The organism is Natrialba aegyptia DSM 13077, assembly GCF_000337535.1.
In the GTDB taxonomy this organism is placed as follows: domain Archaea; phylum Halobacteriota; class Halobacteria; order Halobacteriales; family Natrialbaceae; genus Natrialba; species Natrialba aegyptia.
In genome coordinates, this window is the sequence record NZ_AOIP01000029.1 from 83,664 (window position 1) to 105,814 (window position 22,151).

Annotated in this window: 19 protein-coding genes; 10 read left to right on the top strand and 9 right to left on the bottom strand. The window is 62.8% G+C overall.

The window, feature by feature from the left end; all coding sequences use genetic code 11:
• Positions 1-78: 78 nt before the first annotated feature.
• Complete coding sequence (locus tag C480_RS10910) at positions 79-1,317, bottom strand: DUF7096 domain-containing protein (protein WP_006665669.1); 1,239 nt, start codon at positions 1,315-1,317, stop codon at positions 79-81.
• A gap of 347 nt (positions 1,318-1,664) precedes the next feature.
• On the opposite strand from C480_RS10910, the gene C480_RS10915 reads away from it, so the two are divergent.
• Entirely contained in the window at positions 1,665-3,014 is a 1,350-nt protein-coding gene (locus tag C480_RS10915; RefSeq protein ID WP_006665670.1) for a helix-turn-helix transcriptional regulator, read from the top strand.
• 32 nt (positions 3,015-3,046) lie between these two features.
• Here C480_RS10915 and C480_RS10920 read toward each other — a convergent pair whose 3' ends face one another.
• Positions 3,047-3,823 (bottom strand): hypothetical protein, encoded by a 777-nt coding sequence (locus C480_RS10920; RefSeq protein WP_006665671.1) that lies wholly within the window; start codon positions 3,821-3,823, stop codon positions 3,047-3,049.
• 272 nt (positions 3,824-4,095) lie between these two features.
• Positions 4,096-5,091, bottom strand: a complete 996-nt coding sequence (locus C480_RS10925) for a radical SAM protein (protein ID WP_006665672.1) — start codon at positions 5,089-5,091, stop codon at positions 4,096-4,098.
• A gap of 138 nt (positions 5,092-5,229) precedes the next feature.
• Between C480_RS10925 and C480_RS10930 the strand changes: the two genes are divergently transcribed.
• Positions 5,230-6,495, top strand: a complete 1,266-nt coding sequence (locus C480_RS10930) for a DUF373 family protein (RefSeq protein WP_006665673.1) — start codon at positions 5,230-5,232, stop codon at positions 6,493-6,495.
• Between the two features lie 113 nt (positions 6,496-6,608).
• On the opposite strand, the gene C480_RS10935 is transcribed toward C480_RS10930, so the two are convergent.
• The 5 genes from C480_RS10935 to C480_RS10955 all read right to left on the bottom strand — a co-directional run bounded on the left by C480_RS10935 (position 6,609) and on the right by C480_RS10955 (position 13,436).
• Positions 6,609-7,451, bottom strand: a complete 843-nt coding sequence (locus C480_RS10935; protein WP_006665674.1) for a polyprenyl synthetase family protein — start codon at positions 7,449-7,451, stop codon at positions 6,609-6,611.
• A 97-nt stretch (positions 7,452-7,548) separates the two neighbouring features.
• On the bottom strand, positions 7,549-10,176 hold the full coding sequence (locus C480_RS10940; protein WP_006665675.1) for a methyl-accepting chemotaxis protein: 2,628 nt from the start codon (positions 10,174-10,176) through the stop codon (positions 7,549-7,551).
• A complete protein-coding gene (locus C480_RS10945) occupies positions 10,176-11,450 on the bottom strand; it encodes an ABC transporter substrate-binding protein (protein ID WP_049903580.1) in 1,275 nt (424 codons plus the stop codon). Before C480_RS10945 ends, C480_RS10940 begins: the two co-directional genes overlap by 1 nt.
• A gap of 244 nt (positions 11,451-11,694) precedes the next feature.
• Positions 11,695-12,648, bottom strand: coding sequence for an electron transfer flavoprotein subunit alpha/FixB family protein (locus C480_RS10950; protein ID WP_006665677.1), 954 nt, complete (start codon positions 12,646-12,648; stop codon positions 11,695-11,697).
• Positions 12,645-13,436: an electron transfer flavoprotein subunit beta/FixA family protein gene (locus C480_RS10955; protein ID WP_006665678.1), complete on the bottom strand. Its 792-nt coding sequence runs from the start codon at positions 13,434-13,436 to the stop codon at positions 12,645-12,647. The genes C480_RS10950 and C480_RS10955 overlap by 4 nt, the downstream gene beginning before the upstream one ends.
• A 234-nt stretch (positions 13,437-13,670) precedes the next feature.
• On the opposite strand from C480_RS10955, the gene C480_RS10960 reads away from it, so the two are divergent.
• The 4 genes from C480_RS10960 (at position 13,671) to C480_RS10975 (ending at position 17,028) form a co-directional block, all read left to right on the top strand.
• A complete protein-coding gene (locus tag C480_RS10960) occupies positions 13,671-14,183 on the top strand; it encodes a TRAM domain-containing protein (protein WP_006665679.1) in 513 nt (170 codons plus the stop codon).
• A gap of 337 nt (positions 14,184-14,520) precedes the next feature.
• Positions 14,521-14,985 (top strand): Tfx family DNA-binding protein, encoded by a 465-nt coding sequence (locus C480_RS10965; RefSeq protein ID WP_006665680.1) that lies wholly within the window; start codon positions 14,521-14,523, stop codon positions 14,983-14,985.
• A gap of 135 nt (positions 14,986-15,120) precedes the next feature.
• A complete protein-coding gene (locus tag C480_RS10970) occupies positions 15,121-15,954 on the top strand; it encodes an SDR family oxidoreductase (RefSeq protein ID WP_006665681.1) in 834 nt (277 codons plus the stop codon).
• A 99-nt stretch (positions 15,955-16,053) separates the two neighbouring features.
• Positions 16,054-17,028 carry a hypothetical protein gene (locus C480_RS10975; RefSeq protein WP_006665682.1) on the top strand — a complete coding sequence of 325 codons (975 nt, stop codon included), beginning with the start codon at positions 16,054-16,056 and terminating at the stop codon, positions 17,026-17,028.
• Positions 17,029-17,076: 48 nt separating this feature from the next.
• On the opposite strand, the gene ubaA is transcribed toward C480_RS10975, so the two are convergent.
• Positions 17,077-17,913 carry an SAMP-activating enzyme E1 gene (ubaA, locus tag C480_RS10980; protein WP_006665683.1) on the bottom strand — a complete coding sequence of 279 codons (837 nt, stop codon included), beginning with the start codon at positions 17,911-17,913 and terminating at the stop codon, positions 17,077-17,079.
• 214 nt (positions 17,914-18,127) lie between these two features.
• Here ubaA and C480_RS24220 point away from each other — a divergent pair, with 214 nt between their 5' ends.
• The 4 genes from C480_RS24220 (at position 18,128) to C480_RS10990 (ending at position 22,117) form a co-directional block, all read left to right on the top strand.
• Complete coding sequence (locus C480_RS24220) at positions 18,128-18,310, top strand: HVO_0416 family zinc finger protein (protein WP_083867296.1); 183 nt, start codon at positions 18,128-18,130, stop codon at positions 18,308-18,310.
• 95 nt (positions 18,311-18,405) lie between these two features.
• Positions 18,406-18,564: a DUF7563 family protein gene (locus tag C480_RS24915; RefSeq protein ID WP_006825125.1), complete on the top strand. Its 159-nt coding sequence runs from the start codon at positions 18,406-18,408 to the stop codon at positions 18,562-18,564.
• Positions 18,565-18,919: 355 nt separating this feature from the next.
• On the top strand, positions 18,920-20,797 hold the full coding sequence (locus tag C480_RS10985) for a UvrD-helicase domain-containing protein (RefSeq protein ID WP_006665684.1): 1,878 nt from the start codon (positions 18,920-18,922) through the stop codon (positions 20,795-20,797).
• Positions 20,798-20,806: 9 nt separating this feature from the next.
• Positions 20,807-22,117 carry a M24 family metallopeptidase gene (locus C480_RS10990; protein WP_006665685.1) on the top strand — a complete coding sequence of 437 codons (1,311 nt, stop codon included), beginning with the start codon at positions 20,807-20,809 and terminating at the stop codon, positions 22,115-22,117.
• Positions 22,118-22,151: the final 34 nt, after the last annotated feature.

Below are 22,151 nucleotides of genomic sequence, written 5' to 3' on the forward strand. Positions count from 1 at the left end.
ACGTGCCAGACTGGATTCGGTCTCTGATATAAAGTATCGGATCAACGCTCCGTTGTCACGAACCGAGTCTCACCACAACTACCACGGGATCCCCGTACTCACACGGCTCGATTCACCGTTGATGGCGAGATCATACGCTTCGGTGGGTGGCAGATATTCGAGTTGTCCGTTCTCATCGGTTTCACCGATCTCGACGCCGTCAATCATAATCGTTGCCTGTATTGGCTCACCCGTATCTACATCGGTGGCCGTTAATTCGACTGGACCATGCGCTGGCGTCTTGTTCAGCGTCACCTCGAAACTCGAGTTCCAGGACTTCGTCTTGGATTCTACTGTCGGCAAGGAGTCGGCTGAGACTACTTGTATCTCTTGGTAAATATCACCCGTCCCGCCATCAAGATACGTACTGAGTTCACCGTGTGGATGATCGAGAGAAAGCCAATAGAAATTCTCTACGCTATTGTCCTGCGTATGAGAGCCCCGATGGCTGAGCGTCCAGGGGTAGAGCTCCTTGAGGCGCTCTTGTGCCTCATCTTGAGACTGGTACTGATTCTGTTCAGTCGTATCGCGGTTGTCGAAGCGTGCCGTCTCGATGAGATACGAATCACCGCTCAGTGTCGAAAGCCTATAGCCGTTCTGTGACGTCTGAATCCGGTATTCATACGTATTACCGGACCTAATTGATTGCGATGCATCGGCGATATTCGTCCGTATCGTTGATGTATAGAAATCGAGGGTCTTCTGGTCAGTACGTGGCTGTTGAGCGGGAAGTGAGTAATCTGATACCTGGTCGGCCCGGACCTTTAGGTCTGTGAGCAAGTCAGAAAGCGCAACTGCCTCGTGATAGGTCTCTAAATAAACCTGGATTAATTCTGTATCGCTTAAATCGCCGTCTGCATGGGCTCTGACAGCGGTGCGTTCGCGTTCGTCAAGAGCGTTGATTCGTTCCTGAGTGCGGTTGTATGCTGCTTGGATCATCGCTACTTGCTCGTCATTCGTTGCTTGGGCGAACTCTTGGTCGACGAGCGCATACTGTTCGTAGTCGACCTGCATTTGAATGCTACTGCTCGCGAGTGAGGTACCGAGGTCCGCTCCCGTTTCCGCGTGTGATCCTTGTATACCGCCCGATAGCGGAAGTTGGTTCGTCGTATTCTCGATCGCTACCGGCGTTTCTTGGGCCCCCTCTTGCAGACGGTAGTGCTGGTTCGCGCTACCGCCAGTACTTGCTTCCTGTTCGGGTGATGCTGCGACGACAGTCATCGCAGGCAGCGAACAGACGAGAAGCAACGCGAGGAGGGCAGGAGCCGCGTTGTTCATTGTATGGGCTTATGAATTCATGATATAAAAACGAGTCGCACTTGCGAAATCACCGGTTCCCAACACAATACAAAAATACCACTGGTCGGATGATCGAAGACGTTTGGTTCTCGTTGCCGGCGTGAAGCGGTGGGTTCCGCATTGGCAGTGGTGTCGAACGTTTCACCATTCATGCTACTTTAGACGGCTGATAGTACAGAAGGAGACGTTTTACGTGAGAATTCCATAGTATGCAACCATCAGAATACAAACCGCTGTTGGATGAAGATACCGTTTGCAAGTCGTGATAACGCTTTAAGTGTCGATGGAAAGCGTTTTTTCCCCCGGGAAACCACCAGTTGATAGATATGCGGTTGTCCACCGCCGGAACACTTGCCCTCATCGCCCTCCTTGCCACCACGTCATTCGGTTCGGTGGCTGCGGCGCCGTCAGCACGCGCCGGCACCCCTTCTGCTGGAATCGAGCAGCCACAGGCAACAGTTGAGCAGTCATCTACCGCATCTACGGCCGAAGCTGCCACGCTAGCCGATAGCTATGGAAACACCGAGAAACGTTACGCATACGCGAGCTATGGCGACCAACTCGACCAAATCATACGCATCAACGTCACCGATGACGGCGACACACACTGGGCCATAGAACACCGCGTCATCCTGGAAGATGAGGATGAAGTCGACGCCTTCACCGATTATGCAGCGGCGGTCACCGATGGTCAACGAGATGCAGACACCGACTTCCCGATCCAAGAGTTCCGTCAACAGGCGAGCGAAGCCAGTGACTCGACTAACCAAGACATGTCGATCACCGATGCAGGCTGGAACGAGTACGACGTGAAACCGTACGAGGATGCCATCGAGACAGACGATACAGACAGTACCGACTACGAGAGCGCTAAAATAGGTGTCATTTCCTACACCTTCACTTGGACGAACTTTGCAACGATCGAGGGCGATCGCATCTACTTCGGCGAGGCGCTGCAGACGGATTCGAACGACTACGTAATCTCGACGCTCTCTAGCGGCCAGCGACTCGTCATCGAATCGCCGGACAACTACGGTCTCGATACACCAACGCAGCTCACTTGGAACGGCCCCCACGAGTTCAGTGAGAACGAACTCGAAATTGTCTTCCTCCGCGGTGCCCAGCCGAGTACCGGCATTTGGGGTCTGATTACCGATGGACCGGTGCTGGCGGTCATTGCATTGGTTGGTATTATCGCGATCATTGTCCTGGGTTGGGCGGTGGCGTCACGGAACGGAAAGACGTGGGACGAGGTTCGTTCGTCGCTCGAATCGATACTTTCGTTTGAACGGGATGGGGGTCCTGATGGCGAACAACCGGGTGTCACAGCCGATTCAAACGCTGTCCGGGGTGGCACTGAGAGCACCGAGCCCCCACGAGAACCGGCTGCAGATGCGCCGTCGGAAGGTCAGGGGGCGCAGTTCGAGTTCACCGAGCCGGTAAACGAGGATATTGATCCGGAGTTGCTGAGCGACGAAGAGCGGGTGCAACGGATGCTCACCAGGAACGGTGGGCGGATGAAGCAGGCTGCGATCGTTTCGGAGACGGGGTGGTCGAACGCCAAGGTTTCGCAGTTACTCTCACAGATGGATGAGGACGATCAGATCGAGAAGTTGCGGATCGGGCGCGAGAACCTGATTACGCTGCCGGAAGTGGACCCGACAGAGGTCGACTGATCTGGATGAAATCGCTCTTCAGTTACGGCGGATTACTGTTCGTTCGACGCTGAGTCAGTTGTCGTCTCGGTCTCACCCTCTGTCTCGGTTTCCGTCTCCGGGTTGAACTGAATGCTCGTGCTAACGGCGTCGTAGATGTCGTCCCAGTCCTTGTCCTCGTCCATCAAGAAGACTTCGAGAGACAGGTCCCTATCGGCGAACTCCTCGATTCCGGCCGGTCGTACGTCGATGTGGTACGTGCCGTTGTCCTCCATTTGGACCTGACCGGTTCGTTCGATGAGTTTTCGCTCACCCGGCCCCTCGTTGATCTTGACGAAGAAGTACGGCTCGCCGATCACGTCGCCGTGTTCCGGCGGGTCCACGTTCTCCATGCTGGTATTGGCGACGACTTCGAGGTTGAAGTTCGAGTAGCCCTCCCCGTCTGCTGCGGGTTCCGTGTCGACGAACTCGACGCTCTCGATACGATCCTCACTTTTGTCCTCCAGTGGACGGTTCGGCTCTTGAGGGGCCGACCAGTCCTCGGTGGCCGTTTCGTCTTCGCCGTCGTCGACTTCATTGCCGTCGTCGGCTGTATCACCACTATTGTTGCCCGTTTCGGACCCCGTATCCGCGGTCCCGTTCGAGTGAGTCGTGTCGGTGGTATTCTCGGTTCCGTTGTCACCTGTGCCCCCATCTGCATCTGCACCGTTCTCAGTGTCATCTGCCGTCGACTCGTTCGACGCGTCCGGCTGTGACCCACCGAAGGCGCTACACCCTGAGAGGACCACGAGTAGTGCGACCGCAACGACGGCGAGTTTCCTGAACTGCATCGTAACCGATCGGTCACGCCGACGGCCCATTATTACGACGTGGATAAGCGACACTGGCTCGATTGCCGATTGTCGGAGTCGTTCCGACTCGAACCGGCCGATTCCGAAGTGTTGGCCGCTGTGGAACGGTCGGTCCGTTGTCCGTTGGACCCGCTCTCAACCCCGGCCGACGGACTCACAGGGCTGCCGACGGACACCACTCTATGCCGGTCGCTACTGGTATTTCACACGCACAAAAGGGCAACAACAGTTTGCTGTCGTCTCGGTCGCTGTCAGGCCAGCGGCGTTCGTTCGACGACCTGTCCGTCGTAACTCGGATACTGCTCGACGATTTCACCGCCTTCCAGGTCTCCCTCCTCGATCATCTCCTCTAACAGCCACCAGGCGACCTCGACGTGCTCCGATTTGACGGTGTAGAACTCCTCCGGCACCCCGAGTTCAGCGAAGCGCTCCGGTTCGGCGTAGGTCTTGCCGTAGACCAGCGTCCCGTCGTCGGTCACGTCGTCGAACTCGCGGCGGACGTTTCGGGCCATGCGCTTGAGGCGGCGGCGGTGCTGGGCGGCGTCCTTGAACACCGAGGTACAGAAGTAGACGCGCTCGTGGTCGCCCATCACGTCGAGAATGTCCTCCCGGGAGCCGTCGACGGCACTCATGTGGCCCTCTTTGAGTTCGAAGCCCTGCTCTTGCATTCGGCGGTAGTTCCCCTGGGACATCTCGAACTCGTTGACGTTGCAAAAGTCGGCAGCACCCTCGTCGAGAAAGTCGAGGAACTCCGTTTCGGCGCGGATACCGGGAATTTCGAAGGCCGGGGTGAGGCCTTCGTCGCGAGCGATGTAGAGGATCTCTTCCCACTCGGTGCCGTGGAGGTCGCCCCACTGCTCGTACGGCGGGTGGAAGCGAATCTCGTCTAAGCCGGCCTCGGAGAGGCGGCGCATGTTCTCGCGGCCGCCGGGGATGCCCGTATAGAGGTGGGTGTGGTGTTCCTCGCCGAACTCGTCCGTGAGCAACTCGAGGTAGTGACAGGTGCGGTCGAGAGCCTCCTGGGGTTCTCCGCCCGTGATCGAGGTTCCGAGCGCGTCCATTCGGTGGGCTTGCTCGAGGACGTCTTCGTCCGACTCGACGAGTCGCTCGTTCGCGTAGACGTCGGTGACGTTCTTGCGGTTCTCGCCGAGCGGGCAGTAAAAGCAGTCGCGCTGGTCGCAGTAGCCGTAGACGAACAGCACCATCTTGCCACCCTTCGCGCACTGCTCACAGCCCTTCGATATCATTCAGTATGTCGGGTTGTCGGGCCGCGTTCAAAAACTGCACGGATCGGATCGAGCGGTCTGATCGGGACAGCGTGGCGGTTCCTGTACCGCTCGGTCAGCCCAGAAAAGGCATATACCGCGCCGACAAACATCCGATCGATGCTGCTGGTCCTGTGTGTCGACCTCGACGATGACCTCGGTCGCAAGACGGGTTTTTCGACGCCGGTTATCGGCCGCGAGCCCGTCGAAGAGGCAGCCGTCGCGCTCGCGACCGCAGATCCGGAGGACTCGGATGTCAACGTCATCTTCCAGGGGTTGCACATCTACGACGACTTAGACGAGCGCGACGAGAGCGTCGAGGTCGCCGTCGTCACCGGGAACGATGAGGGCGATGTCAAGGCCAACCGGGAGGTCGGCGACGAGGTCGATACTGTGCTTGCAAGCCTCTCAACGGCGGAAGACGTCACCACGCTCGTCGTCACCGACGGTGCACAGGACGAATCCGTGATCCCGATCATCCGCTCGCGAGTGCCGATCGATGGCGTCCGTCGGGTCGTGGTCAGGCAAGCCCAGAACCTGGAGTCGATGTACTACACCATCAAGCAGGTGCTCGACGATCCCGAAACGCGGGGAACGGTGTTGATCCCGCTCGGAATCCTCCTCCTCATCTACCCGCTCGCACTGCTCGGGAGCGCGCTCGAGATGCCCGGATTGGTGCTTGGAACGACTTCGGCTCTCCTCGGTCTCTATCTCATCTCGCGCGGGTTGGGTCTCGGCGAGCGACTCGACGCGGCGGTCGAACGCGCTCGCCGCTCGCTGTACGCCGGTCGGACGACACTGCTCGCCTACGTCGTCGCCGCCGCGCTGTTCACCCTCGGTGGGATGAACGGACTGAACACCTTGGAACGAGTGCAGCGTGAGACCACTGGCCGCGTGAGCGCGCCGGTCATGGTCGCCGCGCTCGTCTACGGGTCGATCCAGTGGCTCGCAGCGGCCGGGATTACGACGAGTCTCGGCCAAATCACCGACGAGTACATCGCGGGGACCTTCGAGTGGCGCTACCTCAACGCACCGTTTTACGTGCTCTCGATTGCGATCGTCCTCCACGCCGTGAGCGCCTTTTTCCTCGGCACCGTCACGATCACGTATCTCGCAACGGCGCTGACAGCCGGCACGCTCCTCGGCATCGGAAGCACCCTGCTCTTTGCAGTCGCGGAGTCGAAATTTGCCGACTCGAACGCGGGATCGGAGCGGGGAACCGAAACTGGTGCGGGCTCCCGGTCGGACTCGGATCTTGGGCCGGGTCCCGGGCCGGAGCCGAGTTCAAACGCAAACGCACACCTGAACGCAAGATCGGTGACGAATACGGAGTCGGAAGCTGAGGCGGAATCGGAGGAGCGACATGCGACGGACAACCCTCCCTAATCCTCGACGACCCTCGATCCCAATCGATAATCCACCGTCGTCACATCGGGTGCACGTTGCGGTTGCATCCTATCCTCTCCCACCACCATCCCCACTCGCGTTCATATCGACCGCTATCGCTCCCGTTCGACGACGAACTCTGCCAACTGTTGCAGATACGCGCTGGCATCCGGATCGGCGGCCTCGACTCGATCCAGGGCGGCTAACGCTCGGTCGGCTTCCGATTGCGCACGGGCATTTGCCTCCTCGGGAGAGAGGTCGGTTACCTGGATGACCGACGGACGCTCCATGGCGGCATCGTGGCCGGTCGGCTTTCCTAACTCCTCGGCATCGGCAACCGCGTCCAGCACGTCGTCTCTGATCTGGAAGGCGACGCCGACTCGTTCGGCGTACTCGCCGAGCGCCTCGACCGTCTCCGGCTCCGAATCGGCGGCGATCGCCCCGAGTTCAGCCGCGGCTCGGAAGAGCGCGCCGGTCTTTCGTCTCGCGAGCGTCATGTACTCCGCTTCGGAGGCGGGCTGGGCGGAGAGTTCGGTCGCTTCGCCGACGCCGAGTTCGACCATAGCATCGGTGACGGCGCGCATCGCGTCGGGATCGGCGGCGAAGAGGTCGAAGGCCTCGCCGAGGAGGCCGTCGCTGGTGATGATCGCGGGGCCGTGGCCGAAGGCGGCCCAGGCGCTTTCGGTGCCGCGGCGCAGTTCCGAGCGATCGATGATGTCGTCGACGACGAGGGAGGCGGTGTGGACGAGTTCGATGCCGACGCCGAACTCGACTGCGTCCTCGACGGTGCCGCCGACGGTCTCGCAGGCGAGAATGGTGACCATCGGCCGGACGCGTTTGCCTCCGGAGAGCGTGACGTGGCGCACTTCCTCGGAGAGCGCCTCGGGGTCGATACCCTCGACCACGTCGTGGAGACGTTCCTCGATTAGCGCCCGTCTGCGCTCCAGAAGTTCCATTGGCAGCGTTTGGGAAGGTGGGAAAAAGTACGTGACGGTTCGGTCGACGGTTCGTGAGTGCGTGCCTTAGTTCGCCCCGTTCACGCAACTCGAGCCGTCAGTTGCTCCCATCGTCGACTTCGTCGTAGGTGAACGGATCGACGGGTTCGTCGTCCGCAGCCGTCTCGTCGTCTGTATCCGTCTCGGCATCAGCATCGTCGCTGGATCCGGCTTCGACGTCGTCCGAGTCGGAATCGGGTTCGGACGCGGACTCCGTCTCGGAGTTAGCTTCTGAGTCGGATTCTGAGTCAGGCTTCGTCCCGCTCGCCGCCTCGGTATCGGCCGTGTCGTCGCTCGTCGATTCGTCCAGTATCGTGCCCGAGTCACCGGTCGTCGCGAGTTCAGCCGACGCGTCGTCGGTACCGGCGTCGGTTTCGAGATCGGTCTCGTCGAACTCGAGCGTTGGCTCGTAGTCGCCGTCGACGAGTTCGCCGGGCGAGACGCCCGCCGACTCGACCGCGGAATCGGTGTCGAAGCGGTCGAGCATCTCGTTCAGGTGCGAGGCCTGGTTTGCGAGCGAGCCGGCGCTTTTCGTGACCTCCGAGAGGGCGGAGGTCTGTTCCTCAGCAGCGGCGGCGACGCGCTGGGATTCGGTCGCCGTCGATTCGGAGATGTCCGTCGCCGTCGAGACCATGGCGACGACCTCCTGGGTCGAGGCGGCTTGCTGTTCGGTCGTCGCGGAAATCTCCTGGACGCCGTCGTTGGTCTCCTGTGCGTAGTCGGCGATCTCGTCGAGCGCCTCCGCGGCGTTCTCGACCGCGTCGACGTGCGAGGAGATCTTGTCCGCCGTCTTCTCGACCTCCGTCGCCGTCCGTTCGGTGCGGTCGTTGATCCGCTCGAGACGCGTCTCGATGTCCTCGGCCGTCTCCTTCGTGTCGGCGGCCAGTTCCTTGACCTCGGCGGCGACGACGGCGAACCCTTCGCCTTTCTTGTCCCCGCTGCCGCTCCGGGACGCTTCGATGTTCGCGTTCAGCGCGAGCATGTTCGTCTCGCGGGCGACCTCCGTGATGAACTCGATCAGTTCATCGATCTGTTCCATCTCGGCGGTGAGGTCCTCGATGGCCTCGACGGTCTCGGTCGATTCGGCTTCGATTTCGTGCATGCCTTCGATCGCCTCGCGGGCCGCTTCGCGACCGTATCGGCCTGTTTCGGCCGTCTGTTCGGCGATGTCGGCGACCTGGTTCGACGAGGCGGCGATCTGTTCGGTGGTCGCCGAGAGGCCGCTCATCTCGTCGGAGACCGCCTGCAGGTTCTTGTTCTGTCGGTCCGCGCCGTCGGAAATCTCCTGAATGGAGTGACTGACCTGCCCGGACGCGGAGCGAACCTCCTCGGCGCTCGCCGTGACTTCCTCGCTCGCCGCGGCCACCTCGTCCGCGAAGGACTTGACGTGTGCCGTCGTCTCCTCGAGTTCGTCGACCATTTCGTTGAACGCGACGGCGATGTCGGTCATCGCCTCGTTATCGCTTTCGGGATCGAGTCGCTGCGTGAGATCGCCCGCGGCGCACAGTTCCATCACGTCGCGGTACTCGTCGGCCTTCGATTCGAGGTGGTGGTTCATCGCCTCGGTCTCGGCGCGTGCTTTCTCGGCGTCCGCGCGGGCGGATTCGGCCTCCTGAATCTGGTCTCGCAGCGACGTGCGCATGCTGTCGAAGCCGTCGTAGAGACGCCCGATCTCGTCGATGCGGGACGTTTCGAGGTCGACCTCGAGATCGCCGCCTTCCATCGCCGCCGCCCGGTCGCGAAGTTCGGTGAGCGGGACGACGGTCTGTCGTCCGAGCACGACGCCGACGAGTCCGAGCGCAACCAGGCTCACGAGGACCATCACGATGACGTTCGTGCCGACGTCGCTCGCGACGCCGTAGGCCTGCTCCGTCGGAACGGTCGTGACCGCGACCCACTCGGTGTCCCCGACGGGGACGTACGCCTGAACGACGTCCTCGTCTTCGATCTGGCTCGACCGACCGCCGAGAGCGCCTTCAATCGCGTCCTCGTCGGTCTGATTCGTGAACTCGCTCGAACCGGTCTGGAGCACGGCGTCACCGCGCTGGTCGACGATCGCCGTCGATCCGGCTGCCCCGTCCTGCTGAAGCTGGTCGACGCGGTACTCGAGCGTTCCGATAACGACCATCACGTGGTCGTCCCGCTCGGGGACCGGGCTCGCGAAGGCCATCACCTGATCGTTCAGGGCCGCGGATTCGTAGGCCTGCTCCGAGTTCCAGACGTCCTCGTCGAGCGTGAGTTCGTCTTCGAAGTCGGTCTCGGACCACGGGTCCTCGACGGCGTCGAGTTCGGTACCGCGAAGTTGGGCGTCCGTACTCGTGAGGACTTCACCCTCGCCCGTATCGACGTAGTGGATCGCCCGCACGTCGACGCCCATCCGCGCCTGTTCTTCGACGATCGCGCCCTGGATCGCCTGCACGTCGCCGTCCTGGACGGCCGGCGTTGCGGACGCGGTCCGCGTCTGAACGTTCATGTTTGCGACCCAGTCGCCGATCGCTTCGGCCTGTAATTCTGCGGTCGACTGGAGATGGTCGCTCGAATCGTCCCGCACCGTCTGGTCGATCTGGGCGTAGCTGACCGCGCCGATGGCACCGATCACGAGCACGACCGCCAGGATCGAAATTACGAACTTGAACAGGTAGCGTCGTCTGATGAACGACGGCACCAGTTTCGAAAGCGTCGACATCAGGCGCTCACCCGCTCGAGTTCCGTAATACCGCCATCTGCCTGTTCGTCGAACTCCCAGTACGAGAAGTTCGCCCCCATCACGTCGCCGTTCTCGTCGAACGTAACCGAACTCGAGGCGCCCTCGTAAGCGACGTTCTCACCCTGCGCTGCGCGTTCGAGTCCCTCGGCGAGCGACGCCGGCGTGATCGTCTCCCCCGGCGTATACGTCACGGACCGCATCGCGTTTCTGATCGCCGTCCCGTCGTTTTGCCCGGCGTAGGCGTTCGCGAGCAACAGGACCGCCGACGCGTCGTAGGAGTGGGCCGTAAAGAGCCCCGGTTCCTCGTCGTAGGCGTCGACGTACTGCTCGCTGAACTCGTCGTAGCCCGGTCCGCTTGCGAGCGGGGCCGTCCCGCGGATTCCGTCGAGCGAGTGCTCGGTGCGTTCGTGGAGCGTGCTCTCTTGCATCCCTTCGGTGACGAGGACGTCGACATCGTCGCGCGCACCGCGGTCGGCCAGGTCGTCGAACAGCTGCGCCCCGGTATCGGGGTAGCCGATAACGACCAGGAGGTCGGGATCGTCCGCCAATGCGGTATCGAGCGCATCGTCATAGGAGTCTGCACCCTCCGTGACGGCCACTTTAGCAGTGACCGTGCCGTCCTGTTCGGATTCGAACGCCTGCGAGAACGACTGTGTGAGCTGCCAGCCGTAGTCGTTGTCGACGTACAGGGACGCCGCGCTTTCGGCACCGAAGTCCGCGACGGCCTGTTCGGCGAGCGCGACTGCCTGCAACGAGTCCGACAGCGCGGTGCGAAAGCTCAGTCCGGCGTCGTTCACCGAGGTGATCGTCGGCGAGGTCGCGCCGGCCGAGCAGTTGACGACCCGGTACGGAATCAGCACCTGTTGGGTCGCCTGCAGCGTCACGTCGGAGGCCAGCGGCCCGTTGACCATCGGGTAGCCCGCATTGACGAGGTCGTTCGCGCTCTGGACGCCCGCGCTGGGCGAGGTCTCCGTGTCACCGACCTGATAGTCAATCGATAGGTCTGTTTCGTCCTGGAATCGTTCGATCGGTAACAACGCAGCATCTCGAGTCGCTGCCCCGATCCCCTCGAGACCGCCGCTGAGCGGACTCAGTATCCCGAGTTTGAGCGTTCTGTCTGTACCACCGACACTGTCGTCGGCTTGTTCATCCGTGCCAAGCACGGGAACGTCAGAAAGGCATCCGGCAAGCCCGCCAAGTGATGCGGTACCGGCCCCCACCAAGAGTTCCCGGCGATTCGGTCGGAACGTCATATCCGTGCTATCAGATTACTGGTTTATAATTGTGCTGTACAGTCACCGAAAACTGTATAAATATATCTGACACTCTCTTCAAATGATTAATTATTGGTCGGTGTTAACTACACACGTGGCTGTTCGAGAGACGGAACCAGCGGTGCGGAACTGATATTCTATAGACTGTCTCCTGCAGAAATTCCCCTCTATAATCCTCGTTTATGACTACTAACCGCCACAAAGCCGCAGTGAGGAGAGTTCGTTACTGGAATTCCTCGGTCAGTGCCGGGACGACGTCGAAGAGGTCGTCGTGGATCGCGTAGTCGGCGATGTCCATGATCGGCGCGTTGGGGTCCGTGTTGATCGCGACGATCGTATCGGAACCTTTCATGCCAGCGACGTGCTGGACCGCACCGGAAATACCGATCGCGATGTAGACATCGGGCGTGACGACTTTCCCGGACTGACCGACCTGCCGGTTCTTCGGCAGCCAGCCGTTGTCGACGATCGGGCGCGACGAGGAGACCGTCGCGCCGAGTGCGTCCGCGAGATCGCGGATGATGTCGAGGTTCTCCTCTTCCTCGATCCCGCGGCCGACGGAGACGAGCACGTCCGCCTCGCTGATGTCGACGTCGCCGCCGCCGACTTCCTCGAAGCCGTTGACGGTGGAGCCGACCGCGTCCTCGTCGATATCGGCCTCGAACGCTTCGACGGACGCATCGCCGGTTCCTTCCGCAGCGGGCCACTCTGCCTCGCGGATCGTGACGACGGCCTCGCCGTCGAGTTCGTTCGTCGTCTCGACCTTGCCGCCGTACATCTCGCGGGTCGCAGTCAGCGTCTCGCCGCTGGTCTCGAGGTCGACCGTGTCGGTGACGACCGGTAGTCCGAGTCGGTTTGCGACGGCGGGCGCGTAGTCGAGGCCGTTGACGCTGTTGGGCGTGAGAACGTACTGCGGTGCGAGTTCGTCGTAGAGTTGCGTGATCGCCTGCGTGTAGACGTCGTGGTTGAACTCCTCGCCGTGGGAAACGGTGTGGATTGCGTCGACGCCCTCGCGGTTTACCTTCTCGGCGAACTCGTCGACGGTGCCGCTGATGACGGCCAGATGGAGGTCGCCGCCGGTCTCGTCGGCGAGTTCGCGCCCGGCGGTAATGAGTTCGTAGCTGGAGTCGCGCAGTTCGCCGCGGCGGTGGTCAGCGACTGCGAGGACGTCCGTCATGGGGCCACCCCCTTGTCGCGGAGCAGTTCACCTAACTCCGCGGCGGTCTCGTCGGCGCTGCCCTCCCAGACGGTGACGTCGCTCTCGCTCTCGGGTTCGTACATGTCGGTGAGCTCGAGGGCGGACTCGACGGCGCTCTCGTCGACGCCGAGATCGGCGAGCGTCTGCACGTCGAGTTCCTTGCGCTGAGCCTGGCGAATACCGCGCAGACTCGCGTAGCGTGGTTCGTTGATCCCCGTCTGAATCGTCAAGACGGCGGGCAGTTCGATTTCGGTAAGTTCCTCGACACCCCCCTCGAGTTCTCGTCGGACCGAGGCGACGTCGCCGTCGAACTCGTGTTCGAGGTGGTTGACGACAGCGCCCCACTCGTAGCCGATGTCCGCGGCGAGGGAGACGCCCGTCGCGCCGAAGCTGTCGTCGCCGGCCTGGACGCCGGTTAGCACGAGATCCGGGTCCTCCTCTTCGACGACGGCGCGCAGGATTTCGGTCTTGGCGTCGACATCGAGCAGGTCGATACCGTCGAGGGAATCGTCCCAGACGCGAACCGCGCGATCCGCGCCCTTGGCGAGCGCCTGGCGGATGGTCTGTTCGCAGTCTTCGGGGCCGATGGTTACCGTCACGACTTCGTCGGCGACGCCAGCTTCCTGGAGCTGGACGGCCTCTTCGACGGCGTAATCGTCCCACTCGTTGAGGTCGGCACCGAGGTACTGGTCTGCAATCTCCGTTCCCTCGATTTCGAACTCGTCTTCGACGGTCGCAACTTCCTTGACCGTAACGAGGATCTTCATCGTTTATCACTCGCACGTCACCCCCGTAAACGTTTTCGAAACGCACAGTATTGGAGTCGGCGTTCACTTGACACGTCGATCCTGGGCTGTCCCGTCCGCGTTCGTGGTCGAGGGGCGAATCCGCGCGACCGCCATCGGCCAGCGGACACACGAGCGACGAGGATCGGCGGCTCGACGGCCACCGCGCGCACACAAGACGGAAACGGTTTAACGCCGCCACCGGTAGTACACCGTATGGCAGACTGTCCACTGGCCGACGACTGTCCGAGTTTCTCCGAACGGATCTCGGGAATGGGCTGTCAACACTACGGCGACCGTGGCGGTAAAGAGTGGTGTAACCACTACAGCCAGCCGATCGAGGACCTGAAGACACAGCCGGTCAAAGCCGGCGAGGAAGTCGTCATCGACGTCGTCGACATGCACGAAAGCGGTGCCGGCGTCGGGCGAACCGAGGACGGGTTCATCGTCATGGTCGACGGCGTGCTCCCGGAAGCACGCGCTCGCGTGGAGATTACGCGGGTACACAGCAACCACGCCCGCGCAGAGGAGTTGGAACTGCTCCCGATGGACGGTGAACTCGACGAGTCGGATGGAGACGAGCCCGACACCGACGAACCGACTGCAGACGCGGATTCGGACGACACCGCGGACGAGAACGGTGACGGCGATACTGAGACTGACACTGACACCGATAGCGGCCAGACCCGTGAACGCCTCGGCAGTCGCGAGAACTTCTGGGGCTCCTGATCGGCCTATCGAGTCCGGGACCACGCGTCTCGAGTGGACAGTCGACCGTCGGACACCGGACACCAGACACCAGACACCGATTCCCCATCATCGTCGACGGCCATCCGGACCATCCGCGCACAACCCACAATTGGACAGTCATGCGGTCGGTGAACTCGATTCTGCGATCCGTTGGCGACCGGTTCGTTCCCGAGAGCGTCAGTCTGAGGGAGCGACCGGGAGAGCTTTGATCCCGCCTCCGTTTAGTTCGAATACGCCATATGAGCACGCGAGTTCAGGACGAGCGGAGCCGTCCCGCCGGTAGTGGTGTCTGTGCACGGAGGCGATCACGATATCCATGATCGACGAGGTCGACGAGTTGCTCGCGGAGATCGGTTTCGAGGCCGAGACGAGCGTGCTGACCGATCGGCAGGCCCAGGTGCTCGCGTTGCGCGAGCGGGGGACTTCCCAGGCCGATATTGCGGCCGCACTCGGGACCTCGCGGGCGAACGTCTCTTCGATCGAGGCGAGCGCCCGCGAGAACGTCGAAAAGGCCCGCGAGACGGTCGCATTTGCGGAGGCGCTTCGCGCGCCGGTACGCGTTCGCGTTCCGGCCGGTACCGACCTGTACGATGTCCCGAACCGAGTCTACGACGCCTGCGACGACGCCGGCGTCAAAGTCGATCACACCGCACCGGATCTGATGAAGGTCGTCAGTGACGCGGCGGGGCCGGCAGTCACCGGACGACAGATTTCGACGCCGCTGATCATCGGTGTGACCTCGGAGGGGATGGTTCGCGTTCGCCACCAGGACGGCGAGTAAGTGCCGCGACGAGCGGGGCCAAACGGCGGGGATGAGACCGAACGGCAGACATGAGGCCGAACGGCGAGAACGGAAACGCGAGATTCGACGCCGGCAGCCCCCGATCAATTTGGTTCTCCGCGTCGTCGCTTGGCTATGGACCTCGATTTGGCCGATGACACGGCACTGGTCACTGCCGCCAGCGATCTCGGCTTCGCGAGCGCCCGGTCACTGGTCGGGGAAGGCGCGAACGTCACCATCTGTGGCCCAGACGCGGATCGTCTTGCGGAAGCACGCGATGAACTCGACGCCACCGGGGACGGCGACATCCTCGCACTCGACGCCGACCTCACGGACCCCGACGCGATCTCGCGACTCGTGAGTCGGACCGCCGACGAGTTCGGTTCGCTGGACCACCTCGTCACCGATGCCGGCTGGCCGCCGCGGACGACGTTTCTCGAAACGGACGAACAGGACTGGTACCGAGCCTACGACCTGCTCGTGATGAGCGTCGTCTGGACGGTCGAGGCGGCGCATACGCACCTGCTCGATGGGGCGAACGGTTCGATCACCTGTCTCACCGCACACACCGTTCGCGAGGTCGGCGATGGACTGGTACTGTCGAACTCGGTCCGACGGGCCGTTATCGGCCTCGTGAAGACGCTCGCCCGCGAGTTCGCGCCGGAGATCCGTGCGAACGCGGTTCTGCCGGGGCGGTTCGAAACGTCTGGTGAGGGCGTCCCCGGTGGTGCCGTCAGCGGCGGGGGTGATGCCGAGGGTGAGGTCGAGGTCGACGCCGGCACTGATACCGATACCGACACCGACACCGACATTGAGGAAGACACCACTGCACTCGACCACGACGTACCGATGGAGCGACTCGGCGACCCGACTGAACTCGGCGACGTGGTCGCGTTCCTCGCGAGTTCGCGCGCGAGTTTCGTTACCGGGGCTGCCGTGCCGGTCGACGGGGGATTATTACGCAGCTAGTAGTTGTTCGGTTGAGCGTCACGGATCGTAACGTACTCGGTCGCCCTCCGGGGATTGTGGCGTGTGTCAGAGTCCGTACCCGCGCCCGCTTTCGCGTCTGTGTATCGGCCGGTCCAGTTCGCAGGCTACGTCGCGCTTTTGCTGACACCCGCCGCGTTGCTCGTCAGCGCCGTCGCCGGTCTTCCTGCTCTCTCCGCGGGAAGCCTCGGCGTGCAGGTGGGGATCGTGCTCACCCTCACCGGAACCGTTACGGCCGCCGCGGAACGCGACCGCGTCATCGACGAGTTCGCTCTCGATGCCGCCGGCTTCGACCGAACGGACGGCATCGACGTGGTCGCGGTCACCGTCGGTGCTCTCGTCACCTACGGTGCGAGCGTCGGCGCTGAACTCGGGCCGGTACTTGCGTCCGCGCTGGTCGGACTGGCTGCCGGCCTCGCCCTCCCGCGGGTCGCGGTCCCGCTCTACTGCGGTTCGTTCGTCGGCATGGCCTCGCCGGCGGTGTTTCCTGGCCCCGAGTTCGTCGCGGTCGCCGGCCTGCTCGCCGGCCTCGCGTTCGTGGCGACGGCGGAGTCTTTCGGGGGCTTCGGCGGCAAACTCGGGACGATCGCCCTCTTCGGTTGCACCACAACGGTCGCGTGTCTGGGACTCGAATACGGCGCGACGAGCGCGCCCGCGTGGGACCTCGTTCCGATCGTCGTCCCGGTCGCGGCTGTCGCCGCCGTCGCGACCGTCGTCCTGAGTCTCCACCTCGAGCTGGGAGCCGTCGTCGGCTCCGCGCTCGTGGGCACCGTCGCCGGAATCGCGTTCCCGTTCCTGTTCGCGCTCGCTGAACTCGGGACGACGCTTGCGACCGTCGCGTTCTGTGCCTCTTTCGTCGGCATGTCGAGTACGGAGCGGCTGGCGACGGCGGGTCACGTTGGGGTTGCCGGCGGGCTGTGCGGACTCGTCTATCTCGCGGTGATGCCGTCGGTCGCCGGTGCGGGCGGCAAACTCGGGACGACTGCGTTCGTCTCCTGTATCGCCCTCGTCGGTCTCGAAGAAGTGCGTGATGCTGTGGCCGTCTCGGGCGAGTAACCGGTAAGAAATTACAACGGCGTCTGCGAGCGTTCGGCGGGCGAGCGCTTAGTCGGCCGAGATCGTACAGGTTCCGTCGTAGGAGACGTCTTCGACGGATTCGATCTCGGGATCGTCGCCGCAGACGGGACAGGATGGATTCGATAGCACGTCGACGGTCTCGAAGGTCATGTCCATCGCATCGTAGAGGAGGAGACGGCCTTCGAGGAGGTCTCCCTTCCCGAGCAGGTACTTGACGGCTTCGGTCGCCTGGATGCAGCCGACGGTGCCGGGGAGTACCCCGAGGACGCCGGTGGTCGCACAGTCGGGAACGGTTCCGGGTTCGGGTGCCTCGGGGAAGATACACCGGTAACACGGCGGATCGTCGTCGCCGCTGCGTTCGTTCGTGAACGTCGTTACCTGTCCCTCGAACCGGTAGATCGCACCGTGACAGAGCGGCGTTTCGGTGAGGACGCAGTGGTCGTTAAGCAGATAGCGCGTCGCGAAGTTGTCGCTCGCGTCGAGGACGAGATCGTAGTCGGCGACGAGTTCGGTCACGTTTGTCGCGGTCAGACGCGTTTCGTGGGTTTCGACGTCGATGTCGGGGTTGAGCGCGGCGACGTAGTCGGCGGCGCTGTCGACTTTCGGGCGGCCGACATCGTCGTCGCGGTGGACGATCTGTCGCTGGAGGTTCGACCGTTCGACGACGTCGTCGTCGACGATGCCGAGGCGGCCGACGCCTGCGGCTGCGAGGTACTGGATCGCCGGGGCACCGAGGCCGCCTGCACCGACGACGAGGATACTGCCTTCGAGGAGGCGCTGTTGGCCCTCGGGACCGATTTCGTCCATGATCACGTGTCGCGAGTAGCGATCGAGTTGGGTGGCATCCAGACGCAGGTCGCTCATGGTCGAGTGTTCGGGCGAGAGGTGGAAAAGTTCGCGGGTCGGACAGAGTGAGAGCGCGGTGTCGCTGTCTCGGTCTCGTAGTGGTGTTCGTCGGTGCGTCTCCGGAAGTGGTTCGAGCAGAGGTGTGTATGTATGTGTGGGTTATAGTCCCAAGGTATCGGCAGCGTCTTCAGCGACCCCACAATTTAAGACTGTGCCTGTCTTTCACACACTCATGGCATCCGCACCCGATGATGCCGGTGACGTTTTTGACCAGTTCCTTACTGACCGCGGGCACGCTGTCGATGAAGTCGGCTGGGAACGCGAGTATAATAAGAAACAGTGCCCCGAGTGTAGCGGGCTGCACGACCTTTCTGCGAGTTCGTGTACAGTCTGTGGGTGGGAGCCATCGGTATAGGGCTGGCTGACGGCGGCCGACGCCGGTAATTTCCGCCAGCCGGTGACGATACAATTATAATGGATAGCTCACCAATAGGTCACCGAAGAGGACCTATGCCGGAATGCCAGAACTGTGGGTCGTTCGTGACGGATGCGTACGCCCGCGTTTTTACGCCTCGTAACGTCGATGAGCCCCGCGTCTGTCCGGAGTGTGAGGACAAGATTCGCGACGGAGCGGACGTTCGAACCGCCCGCTCATCACGAACCACGTGAGTTGTGGCTGTCGGCACCGGTGCTGACGCGCTATGGGCGTCTCCGGGAGGCTTTGAGTGGCGGTTGACACCGATACCGACGTGATACAGCCGCTGCCATCGCTACTGGCACAGCACCAAAGCACCATCTGCAATTGCAACTGTACTGTCAGTATCGACTGTGAGGCGGGCTGCTGTATCGATTTCCCGGCACAGCGGCAGGACAGGTCGCAGGTGTGCCGGAACTGACCGACACCGTTCCGTCTGCGTGCTGGCAATTGTCGTCCGGAGTCCGGCCGTGAGAAGCGTGTACAGGCCATCTAGCGCTCGGGGAAAACCCACGTCACTTATGGGTGTCGCGCCCCTGAACAGGGATAATGGCTACCACGGAGACGAAGGTGACCCGGTTGTTCGGTGGTCCGGGGAGCGGGAAGACGACGGCGCTTCTCGACCACGTCGAAGAGATTCTAGAGCAGGACGGTGTGACGTTTCGGGACATCCTCGTCGTTTCCTATACGCGAGCAGCAGCACAGGAGGTTCGCGAACGATTGGCCGACCGACTCGGCGAGAGTCCGCGTGCACTGCAGGGAAACGTCTGTACGATGCACGCCAAGGCCTACGATCTTCTCGATCTCTCTCGGAGCGACGTTATCGGCGAGTCGGACAAAGAGGAGTTCTGCGAGGACTACGGCCTCGAGTTCGAGGACGAGTACAGCGGTGCCGGTCGCCGAACCGCCCGGTCGACGACGATCGGAAACAAGGTTATCGCGACGAGCCAGTGGCTCCAGCGAACGCGACGGGACGTCTCCGACTGGTACGACGTGCCGTTCCAGTGGGACGACGAGGAGGTCCGACTGCCGCCGGAGATCGACCCGAACGCACAGGAGGGTAACAAGTACACGCCGACCTGGCCGAGCGACGACGATCGAATCGACGTTCCGGAAGCGATTCGCGCCTGGCGCTCGTACAAAGGTGAGCAGGGCAAGATCGGCTTTGCGGACATGCTGGAGCGGGTCCGACAGCGATCGCTGCTCCCGAGCGTCGACTACCTCGTTATCGACGAATTTCAGGACATCACCACGCTCCAGTACGACGTGTACGACGAGTGGAAATCCCACATGGAGCAGGTCCTGATTGCCGGCGACGACGACCAGGTCGTCTACTCCTGGCAGGGCGCAGACCCCGCACTCTTGCTCGAAGAATCGGTCGACGACGACGTGATTTTGCCGAACTCCTACCGGCTGCCGTCGAACGTGCTCAACGCGGTCAACCAGGAGATTCGCCACATCGATCACCGGCAAGACAAAGACCTCAAGCCGCGCAAGGAAGGCGGCGCAGTCGAGGCGCGACGGAACGCATCGATGCTCGACGTGGTCCGAATGGTCCGGCGCACCCTCGCCGCGGACGCCGGGACGATCATGATCCTCTTTCGGGCGCGCTACCAGATGTTCCAGTTCATCGACGAGTTCATCACCGAGGGAGTGCCGTTTACCTCGCTGACGGACCAGCGGATGTGGACCGATCGGCTCACCCAGTACGTTCGCGCCGTGGAGGCGATCGACGCGGGCGACGACGTAACGGGCCTGCAGGCGCGTCGCCTGGCGGATATGCTTCAGGAGTCGGCTTTCGGGACCAACGAGCGCGACGAGCTGTTCGATACGATCGACGAGCGCCAGGAAGAGGCAGGGATCGACGACTTGCAGGAACTCATGATCCCCGCTAAAGTCATCGAGGACCACGCGCCGTTCATGCCCGGCCCGTCCTCGGCCGGCGACATGGTGCGCAAGGTGACGAACTTCCAGAAGAAGAGCATCCGCTCGTACTTCGGTATCGGGGAGTACACCGGCATGGACACCGACCGCGTCCGCGTCGGCACGATCCACTCCGCGAAGGGCCGTGAGGCGGATCACGTCATCGTCGGCACCGACCTCACCGAGAAGGTCGTCGAACAGATGGTCGCAACCGTCGACGACCCCACCGACGTTCCCGGCTGCGAGGAGTTCACCAAGACGACCTCGCCCGTCCCCGTCCTGACGGACAACGAACGCCGCGTCTTCTACGTCGGCATGTCCCGCGCCCGCGAACGGCTCGTCATACTCGAAAACTTGGTCGACGGCGCGCCGACGCTGCCGATCGACGTGTTGCTCCACAACCGGCTCACCGAGACGCCGCTCGAGGAGCTGATCGAAACGGCCCAGCAACCGGCCGATGCAGACGCGACGAGCGAGGACGAACTCGAAGCCGAAGCGCCGTAAGTCCACACCGTGACCGTGGACGAATTCGATCCGAACGACGGGAGCGGGACACTCCTCAGCCGCGCCCTTGAGCGCCGCGAGGCCGCGGCGTTCGTCCACGTCGGACCGCTTCGCGAACCGGCGATTCGCTACTGTGTGGCGCACAGCGGAGTCGGCGTTGACGCCGGACCCGAGTTCGTCTCGGACTCGAAATCACAATCGAAACCGAGACTCCAGTCCTCGTCCGCCCCGGAACCGTCGACGCTCGTTGCAGTCGCCTTCGTTCGGCCGGCAGAGAGCGGGTCCGCTGCCGAGTCGGCCGACCGGTGGCTCGTCCGCACTCGGGCACCGACCGACGACTCGTCGCCCCACCCCGCTTCCGAACTCGCCACGACGCTGGCGGAGCGCCTCGGCTCTGCGACGGTGCTGACGCCGCCCTCGATTCCACACGATGCCGCGCTCTATCTCGAAAACGCCGGGTTCGCGCTCGCCTCGACGACGGCCCTCGAACGCGCTCGTGCGAAGAAGACACCGTCCGAACGGCGGGAAATTACGGCCGTACAGGCGGCCGCAAGCGCCGGCATCCGCCGAGCAGCAACCCTGCTCGCGGCGGCGACGGTACGCGACGGTGAACTCGTCAACGACGACAGTCCACTGACCCCCGAGCGACTTCGAACGGCGGTCGACGAGGCCATCGTCGCAGCGGGCGCGTTCCCCGCTGGCAATACAGTCATCGCTCTCGAGCGGGGACACACGTCCACAACTGCCACGGAGGGTGAAACCGCGTTTGCCCCCGACGACCTCATCGTCATCGAGGCCGCACCCCGCGGCCCGTCCGGGTACCACGGCGGGCTCGTCCGCACGTTCGTCGTCGACAGCGACGGGGGCCGCGAGCGCAGGGCACACGTCGGCGTCACGCAGTCGTTTCGCTCGGCGCGAGCCATGCTGACCGCGGCTACCGAACCGGTCGGTGCCGTCGAAGCCGATCTCGAGGCCGAGGTCCGCGCGTTCGGCTTCGAAGAGGCCGACGCGGTCACGACCCGCGTCTCCGGCGTCGGGCTCGAACCGACCGAGTTCCCGCGAGCCGTCGGCGACGATATCGAACCCGGCCACGTCGTCCGGCTCGAATCGGCGGTTCGCGTCGCGGACGGAGCCTGGCTTCGGGTCGCGGATCTACTCGCGGTCGGTGAGGTATCCGAGGTGGCTGGCGGTGCCGACGAACACGGCGAATACAGCGAACACGGCGAATACAGCGAACACAGCGAATCCACCCCCACCGACTGGCTCTCCGCACCGTCACGATCGCTCGATCCGAACGCCGTTCGAGAACCGAACTCGTAACCACTCGGCGGGTCGATCGATCCGGAATCGGAAA